Raw genomic sequence first — 7,631 nt, forward strand, 5'->3', positions numbered from 1 at the left:
GGTGCTCAATAGACCCGCTTTTTGGGAGGAAACACCGACACTTCGTTGGAAAGCGTCTGCATCTTCACCGGGCGATAGGCGAGCGTGACTTCGCCCCTGGCATCGCACCAGGAAAGCGAGTGCTTCATCCACTCGGCATCGTCGCGCTCGGGGTAATCGTCATGGGCGTGAGCGCCGCGGCTTTCATGGCGGGCCTCGGCGCTGGTGATGGTGGTAAGGGCATTGCCCATGAGATTAGTGAGTTCCAGCGCCTCCATGAGGTCGCTGTTCCAAATCAGGCTGCGGTCGCTGAGGGTCATATCCGCCATGCCGTCCCAAAGAGTTTTCATTTTCGCAACCCCCTCGGCGAGGCTCTTGGCGGTGCGGAACACAGCAGCGTGGCTTTGCATGGTGCGCTGCATCGCCTCGCGCAGTTCAGCGACGCGGGTCGCGCCCTTGGCATGGCGGACGCCATCGAAGCGATCAAGCGCCGCTTCGCCGGCACGCGTGGGAAGGGGCGCGATCTTGGCGCCGGGCTTGACGATTTCGGCGGCGCGGAGGGCGGCGGCGCGGCCGAAGACGATGATATCGAGCAGAGAATTGCAGCCGAGCCGATTGGCGCCATGGACGGAAACACACGCCGCCTCACCGATCGCCATCAGCCCCGGCACCACCACGTCCGGGTTATCCTGGGTCGGGCGCAGCACTTCCGCGTGGATATTGGTCGGGATACCGCCCATGTTGTAATGCACCGTTGGCAACACCGGGATCGGCGCCTTGGTGACATCAACGCCGGCAAACACCCGCGCGGTCTCGGAAATGCCGGGCAGGCGCTGATGCAGGATCTCGGCACCGAGATGCTCGAGATGCAGCAGGATATGGTCCTTATTTGGCCCGCAGCCGCGCCCTTCGTTGATTTCGATGGTCATCGAGCGTGACACGACATCGCGCGAGGCGAGATCCTTCGCGGTCGGCGCATAGCGCTCCATGAAGCGCTCGCCCTCGGCATTGGTGAGATAGCCGCCCTCGCCGCGCGCACCTTCGGTGATCAGGCAGCCGGCGGGGAAGATGCCGGTTGGGTGGAATTGCACGAATTCCATGTCTTGGGTCGGCAACCCGGCGCGTAGCACCATGCCAGCGCCATCGCCGGTGCAGGTGTGGGCGGAGGTGCAGGAGAAAAAGGCACGGCCATAGCCGCCGGTGGCGAGCACGACGAGCGGTGCGCGGAAGCGATGCATCGTGCCGTCATCGAGGCACCAAGCGAGAACGCCGCGGCACGCGCCCTCCTCATCCATGATCAGATCGATCGCAAAATACTCGATGAAGAACTCAACGCCGTGCTTCAGGCTTTGCTGATAGAGCGTATGCAGGATGGCGTGGCCGGTGCGATCGGCGGCGGCACAAGCACGTTGCGCCGGGGTTTTGCCATACTCCATCATGTGCCCGCCGAACGGACGCTGATAGATTTTACCGTCTTCGGTGCGGCTGAACGGGACGCCGAAATGCTCGAGTTCATAGACCGCCGGAATTGCCTCGCGGCACATATATTCGATCGCGTCCTGATCGCCGAGCCAATCCGAGCCCTTGACGGTGTCATACATGTGCCAACGCCAGTCATCCGCGCTCATATTACTGAGCGAAGCGGCGACGCCACCTTGCGCTGCAACGGTGTGGCTGCGGGTCGGGAAAACCTTGGTGATGCAGGCGGTCTTGAGGCCCGCAGCACCCATGCCGAGCGTTGCCCGCAGCCCGGCGCCGCCGGCGCCAACGACGATGACCTCATAAGCGTGGTCGATAACGTCATAGGCACCGATCGAAGGCTTCGAAATCGCGTTCATTTTTTCATCCTCGAGCCCGCGCGTTAGCGGACTCCCTCTTGAGCGGTCAGTTGACTCACGGCCCTGGCGGTCAGAGCGCCATCCGCAAAATGGCGATCAAAGCGGTCAAGAACAGCAGCGCCACCACCGCCCGCATCGCGAGCAGCACGGCAAGGCGCGCCGCCTCGGTATGGATGTAGTCCTCGATCACCACTTGCAAGCCGAGATGGAGATGATGAAAGAGAGCGATGCTCAGCGCGAGCAGCAGAACCGCGTTGATCGGCCGCCCCATCCAATGCGCAACGGCCTCACGCGGCGCGCCGAGATGGGCAAGGACCGCGAACACGAACCAGATCGCAAGCGGCACCAGCGCGATCGCGGTCAGGCGCTGCGCCCACCAATGCGCGGTCCCGGATTTCGCCGATCCAAGCCCCCGCACCCGCCCGAGCGGCGAGCGCATCGTGACCATATGCGTCTTACTCACCTTCATTCCCCTACCAGATCACCAGACCGACGACCCAGATGAGCAGGGTCAGGACAATGGTCGCGATCACAACCAACTTGCCGCTCGCATGCATTTGCGGCAATTCGAACCCGAGCCCGGCATCCCAGGCGAGATGACGAATGCCGTTGAGAAAATGATAGACCAACGCCGCGGTCCAGAGAAACAGCAGCAAAAGCCCGAGCGGCGAGCCGATGAAACCGGCAGCGCGGGCATAGTCGGCATCGCTCCCGGCGGCGGCGGCGAGCCACCAAACCAAAAGCAGCGTGCCGACCCCGAGCCCGACCCCGGTGAAGCGATGGAAAATCGAAAGCGCGGAGCTGATTTGCGGGCGATAGATCTGCAAATGCGGCGAAAGCGGGCGCTCGACCCATTTGCCATCGCTGTTTCGCGCCATCCTCAACGCGCTCGGCGCGTCCTTCATGCCTTCATATCCCCCGAACTAACCAGCCTGCTCTGATGGGCTGACAGGTTTCGTCAATAATCCCGGCGCCCCGCCCGGTCAACGCGGCGGGGCGGGTGGCGCAGTCAGACCCGCTCGATCAGCGCCGCGATCCCCTGGCCGACGCCAATGCACATCGTGACGATGGCGCGCCGCGCGATGCGTGTCTCGAGCGCGCTGACCGCAGTCATCGCGAGCCGCGCCCCGGAAGCGCCGAGTGGATGGCCGAGCGCGATCGCGCCGCCATGCGGATTGACGTGCTCAGCATCGTCGGCCAAGCCAAGCTGGCGCGTGACCGCCAAAGCCTGCGCGGCAAACGCCTCGTTGAGCTCGATCAGATCGATGTCGCCGATCTTGAGGCCGAGGCGGGCAAGCAGCTTCTCCGTCGCCGGCGCCGGGCCGATGCCCATGATGCGCGGTGCAACGCCCGCCGTCGCCATCGCGACCACCCGCGCCCGCGGCGTCAGACCATGGCGGGCAGCGGCTTTTTCTGACGCGAGCAGCAAGGCGGCCGCACCGTCATTGACGCCGGAGGCATTGCCTGCGGTCACGGTTCCAGGGTTGCGGAACGGCGTCTTGAGCTTGGCAAGCCCCTCGAGCGTAGTCTCGGGCCGGGGATGCTCATCATCCGCGACCACCACTTCGCCCTTGCGGGTCTTGATCGTGACCGGGGTGATTTCGCGCTTGAAGAACCCGCTCGCGATCGCCGCCTGGGTGCGCTGCTGGCTCCGCCACGCAAAGGCGTCCTGGTCGGCGCGCGCGACCTGGAATTCTTCGGCGACATTTTCCGCCGTCTCCGGCATCGAATCGATGCCATACTGCGCCCGCATTGCCGGGTTGACGAAGCGCCAGCCGATCGTCGTGTCGTGCAGTTCGGCTTGGCGTGGAAACGCCTCGCTCGCCTTGGCCATCACGAACGGCGCCCGCGTCATGCTTTCCACCCCGCCGGCGATGATGAGATCGGCCTCGCCTGTCCGAATGGCGCGCGCCGCCGTGCCGACCGCGTCTAAACCTGAACCGCAGAGCCGGTTGATCGTCGCCCCGGCGATGCTCGCCGGCAGCCCGGCGAGCAGCAGCGCCATGCGGGCGACATTTCGGTTATCCTCGCCGGCCTGGTTCGCACAGCCCATCAGGCATTCATCGACCGCCTCCCAGTCCACGCTCGCATGGCGCTCACGCAGAACGCGAAGCGGCTGTGCTGCGAGATCATCGGTGCGGACCTCGCGCAAAACGCCGCCATAGCGGCCGATCGGGGTGCGGGTGAAGTCGCAGATATAAGCCTCGATCATAGGGGTTTCCTTCCGCCGATTATATCGTCCAGCCGCCGTCGATCACAATCGCCTGGCCAGTGACGAAGCGGGATTCGTCGCTGGCGAGATAGACCGCGAGCGCCGCGATCTCTTCTGGCGTGCCCAAGCGCCCCATCGCCTGGCGAGCGACGAACGCTGCCCGCGCTGCCTCCACCGACCCTGCCTGCGCGGCATTGGCGGCGATGCGGTCATCGAGGCTCGGCGTCTGGATGGTGCCGGGACAGATACAGTTGCAACGCACGCCGCGGGTCACGGTATCGGCGGCGACCGATTTGGTGATCCCGACTACCGCCGCCTTGCTCGCGCCATAAACGAAGCGATTCGGCGCGCCTTTGAGGCTGCCGACGGCCGACGCCATGTTGATGATCGAGCCCGCGCCTTGGGCGAGCATCCCGGGCAGGAAAGCGCGGATCAGGCGGAACATCGAGCGCACATTGAGGTCGAAGGCGAATTGCCACTCCTCCTCGGTCGCGTCGAGAATACTGCCTTGATGGACGAAGCCGGCGCAGTTGAAGAGGATATCGATCGCGCCGGTTTCGGCCGCGAGCGCGATGATGGCCGCCGGGTCCATCACGTCAAGGCGCTTCGTGCTGAGATTGTCGGCCTTGAGGTCGGCGAGTTTCGCCTCATTGACGTCGGTCGCGATCACCCGCGCCCCCTCGGCGGCGAAAGCGAGTGCGCTCGCCCGCCCGATCCCCTGCGCCGCCGCAGTCACGAACGCCGTTTTGCCGGCAAGTCTTCCCGCCATAATTCTGCCTCCTTAGTAATTACTGCGCGATTCACCGCGCATCGTGATGATTTCCGATGTCGTTACGATCCGCGCAAACTCTTCGTGCAGATTGGCAAGCGTCATCGCGTGAATGTCGGCGGCCGCATGACAGTCGCCGTCCGGGCCGATACGGTCGAATGTCCAGGTCGCGTCTCGCACTAGCCATGGATCGAATCCCAGATTACTTGCCATCCGGGTCGTTGTCTCGACACAGTGATTGGTTGTTGCCCCGCAGATCACAAGGGTCCCAATGCCCACCGCACGAAGCCGGGCTTCGAGATCGGTGCCGATGAATGCGCTGTTGACCCGTTTGACGATCACTGGCTCCCCAGGCATATCGCGTGCCTCCGCTTTGACCGCAAAGCCTCGACCACCCGGGCAAAAAAACGAATTGGGCGCCGTTCCTTCATGCCGAATATGGAAAATCGGCTTTTTCCACGCCCGGAACGCAGCCAGCAATCGACTGATTTCCATCAAAGCGCCAGGATTGTTTCGACCAAGACCGCTCGCTTCGATCTCGTCAAACCCGCGCTGCACATCGATGATCAGAAGTGCCGTCTCACCTTTCGCTAGGATATCCGGTTCATTCATAGTTGGTTGTCTATCCGATGAGATTATCTCGACTTGATCGCACGCCGCTCTCAGTGATTATTGCGCGATTCGCCGCGCGTCGTGATGATGTCGAGATAAAGCGTCGCGGGCTCAAGGCACGCCCCGGTGCCGAGCTGGCCGACCATACTTCGATAAATCTCCTCCCACGGCGTCTTGTTATCGAGCTTAAGTGGGCTCCAAGCGGCGCGGCGGGCGGCGAGTTCGCCGTCATCGAGCAGAACATCGACGCGGCGTTTGGTGAGATCGACGCGGATGCGATCGCCGGTGCGTAACAGCGCAAGCCCGCCGCCGACCGCGGCCTCCGGCGTCACGTTGAGGATCGAGGGGCTGCCGGAAGTGCCCGATTGCCGCCCGTCGCCCATCGTCGGCAACGCATCGATGCCGCGCTTCAGAAGTGCGGCCGGCGGCTGCATATTCACCACCTCGGCGCTGCCCGGATAACCAACCGGGCCGCAATTGCGCACGATCAGGATCGAATGCTCGTCGACGCCGAGCGCCGGATCCTCGATCCGGGCGTGATAATCCTCCGGCCCCTCGAAGACGATCGCCTTGCCCTCGAACACGTCCGGGTGGGCGGGGTCGGAGAGAAAGCGGCGGCGGAACGCGGCGTCGATCACGCTGGTCTTCATCACAGCGCTTTCGAAGAGATTGCCCGACATCACGACATAGCCGGCGCGCTCGCGGAGCGGCTTGTCATAGGGCCGGATCACCTCGCGATCGGGCTCGGGCACGCCGGCAAGATTCTCGGCGAGCGTCCGCCCCGTCACCGTCATCACCGAGCCGTCGATTTTGCCAGCCGCAAGCAGTTCCTTCATCACCGCCGGCACGCCGCCGGCGCGATGGAACGCTTCGCCGAGGAAGCGCCCAGCGGGCTGACAATCAACGAGAAGGGGAATCTCCGGCCCGAGACGCTGCCAGTCATCGAGCGTGTGATCGACGCCCATATGGCGGGCGATCGCAATCATATGGATCGGGCAATTGGATGAGGCGCCGAGTGCCGCCGCCGCGACCACCGCGTTCTCGAATGCCGCTTTGGTCATGATATCGGAGGGGCGGAGATTCTCACGCACCATGGCGACGATCCGCCGCCCGGTCTCATACGCCATCTGCCCACGCTCACGATAAGGCGCCGGGATCGCGGCGCAGCCGGGGAGCGACATGCCGAGCGCTTCGGCAAGGCTGTTCATCGAGGTCGCCGTGCCCATCGTGTTGCAATGCCCGACCGAGGGCGCAGACGACGCCACCATGTCCATGAACTGATTGTAATCGATCTTGCCCTCGGCGTAGAGCTTCCGCCCCTCCCAGACGATGGTACCCGAGCCGGAAAGCCGCCCCTGCCACCAGCCATCGAGCATCGGCCCGCCAGAGAGCACGATCGCCGGGATATTCACCGTCGCCGCCCCCATCAAGCAGGCTGGGGTTGTCTTGTCGCAGCCGGTGGTGAGAACGACGCCATCGATGGGATAGCCGTGCAGCACCTCGACGAGGCCGAGATAGGCGAGGTTACGATCGAGCGCCGCGGTCGGGCGCTTGCCGGTCTCTTGGATCGGGTGCAGCGGAAATTCGAGCGGCACGCCGCCGGCCTCGCGAATGCCGTCCCGCACACGAGACGCGAGATCAAGGTGATGGCGGTTGCAGGGCGAGAGATCGGAGCCGGTTTGCGCAATGCCGATGATCGGCTTGCCCGATTGCAGTTCTTCGCGCGTTAAGCCGAAATTGAGATAGCGCTCGACATAGAGCGCCGTCATCCCCGGATCATGCGGTTCATCGAACCACCGCCGGCTGCGCAAGCGGCGCGATCCATTGTCTGTCATGGCCGTTTCTCTCCCGGATTCCGCGAAGGCCGGCACTCTGCCACCCCGCGCGGCGGATGAACAGAGGCGCGGCCCCGGGTATGAATTTGCAGTAAAAAATCTTCTTTTTCTGCAGATAAAGAGATCGTGCCGCGTGGCGTGGTGTAGCTGACGGCGTTGATCGCCGTGCCTTCCGGCAATGGGCCGGGCTGATCAGCGCGTCACGGCTGACGGGCTGATGAGCGGACCATCGACCAGTTGGCCGACGCTTTCCAATGTCATGTCGCGGGGGCGCTGGACGGCCCATTTGATGGCATGGACAGCCCCTGTTCGTGGCAGACCATCAATCACGTGCTGCTCATGGACGTGCGCGCAGCCGTCGGCCGAGAAGCAAGTCCGACGGCGGG

8 protein-coding genes are annotated in these 7,631 nt (G+C 64.0%); all 8 read right to left on the bottom strand.

Features of this window, described 5'->3' with window-relative positions; all coding sequences use genetic code 11:
* Nucleotides 1–5: 5 nt before the first annotated feature.
* The gene (gene sdhA / locus ACP5M5_RS04905) at nucleotides 6–1,817 is read right to left on the bottom strand and encodes a succinate dehydrogenase flavoprotein subunit (protein ID WP_427935919.1); all 1,812 of its coding nucleotides are present in this window, start codon (nucleotides 1,815–1,817) and stop codon (nucleotides 6–8) included.
* A gap of 70 nt (nucleotides 1,818–1,887) precedes the next feature.
* Nucleotides 1,888–2,286: a succinate dehydrogenase, hydrophobic membrane anchor protein gene (gene sdhD / locus ACP5M5_RS04910; protein WP_427935920.1), complete on the bottom strand. Its 399-nt coding sequence runs from the start codon at nucleotides 2,284–2,286 to the stop codon at nucleotides 1,888–1,890.
* A 4-nt stretch (nucleotides 2,287–2,290) separates the two neighbouring features.
* Nucleotides 2,291–2,722, bottom strand: coding sequence for a succinate dehydrogenase, cytochrome b556 subunit (gene sdhC / locus ACP5M5_RS04915; RefSeq protein WP_427935921.1), 432 nt, complete (start codon nucleotides 2,720–2,722; stop codon nucleotides 2,291–2,293).
* A 104-nt stretch (nucleotides 2,723–2,826) separates the two neighbouring features.
* Nucleotides 2,827–4,029 (bottom strand): 3-oxoadipyl-CoA thiolase, encoded by a 1,203-nt coding sequence (pcaF, locus tag ACP5M5_RS04920; RefSeq protein WP_427935922.1) that lies wholly within the window; start codon nucleotides 4,027–4,029, stop codon nucleotides 2,827–2,829.
* A 19-nt stretch (nucleotides 4,030–4,048) separates the two neighbouring features.
* Nucleotides 4,049–4,798: an SDR family oxidoreductase gene (locus ACP5M5_RS04925; protein WP_427935923.1), complete on the bottom strand. Its 750-nt coding sequence runs from the start codon at nucleotides 4,796–4,798 to the stop codon at nucleotides 4,049–4,051.
* A gap of 12 nt (nucleotides 4,799–4,810) precedes the next feature.
* Nucleotides 4,811–5,410 (bottom strand): cysteine hydrolase family protein, encoded by a 600-nt coding sequence (locus tag ACP5M5_RS04930; RefSeq protein ID WP_427935924.1) that lies wholly within the window; start codon nucleotides 5,408–5,410, stop codon nucleotides 4,811–4,813.
* 50 nt (nucleotides 5,411–5,460) lie between these two features.
* The gene (locus tag ACP5M5_RS04935; RefSeq protein WP_427935925.1) at nucleotides 5,461–7,245 is read right to left on the bottom strand and encodes an IlvD/Edd family dehydratase; all 1,785 of its coding nucleotides are present in this window, start codon (nucleotides 7,243–7,245) and stop codon (nucleotides 5,461–5,463) included.
* Between the two features lie 192 nt (nucleotides 7,246–7,437).
* Nucleotides 7,438–7,631 (bottom strand): hypothetical protein (locus ACP5M5_RS04940; protein WP_427935926.1); only part of this gene is annotated, 194 nt, incomplete at its 5' end.

This window comes from Acidibrevibacterium sp. (assembly GCF_049965395.1).
Lineage (GTDB): Bacteria > Pseudomonadota > Alphaproteobacteria > Acetobacterales > Acetobacteraceae > Acidibrevibacterium > Acidibrevibacterium fodinaquatile.

What these genes read in the sequence shown, in the direction of transcription:
- sdhA (WP_427935919.1), bottom strand. Translation starts at nt 1,817, where the DNA reads ATGAACGCGATTTCGAAGCCTTCGATCGGTGCCTATGACGTTATCGAC.
- sdhD (WP_427935920.1), bottom strand. Translation starts at nt 2,286, where the DNA reads ATGAAGGTGAGTAAGACGCATATGGTCACGATGCGCTCGCCGCTCGGG.
- sdhC (WP_427935921.1), bottom strand. Translation starts at nt 2,722, where the DNA reads ATGAAGGACGCGCCGAGCGCGTTGAGGATGGCGCGAAACAGCGATGGC.
- pcaF (WP_427935922.1), bottom strand. Translation starts at nt 4,029, where the DNA reads ATGATCGAGGCTTATATCTGCGACTTCACCCGCACCCCGATCGGCCGC.
- ACP5M5_RS04925 (WP_427935923.1), bottom strand. Translation starts at nt 4,798, where the DNA reads ATGGCGGGAAGACTTGCCGGCAAAACGGCGTTCGTGACTGCGGCGGCG.
- ACP5M5_RS04930 (WP_427935924.1), bottom strand. Translation starts at nt 5,410, where the DNA reads ATGAATGAACCGGATATCCTAGCGAAAGGTGAGACGGCACTTCTGATC.
- ACP5M5_RS04935 (WP_427935925.1), bottom strand. Translation starts at nt 7,245, where the DNA reads ATGACAGACAATGGATCGCGCCGCTTGCGCAGCCGGCGGTGGTTCGAT.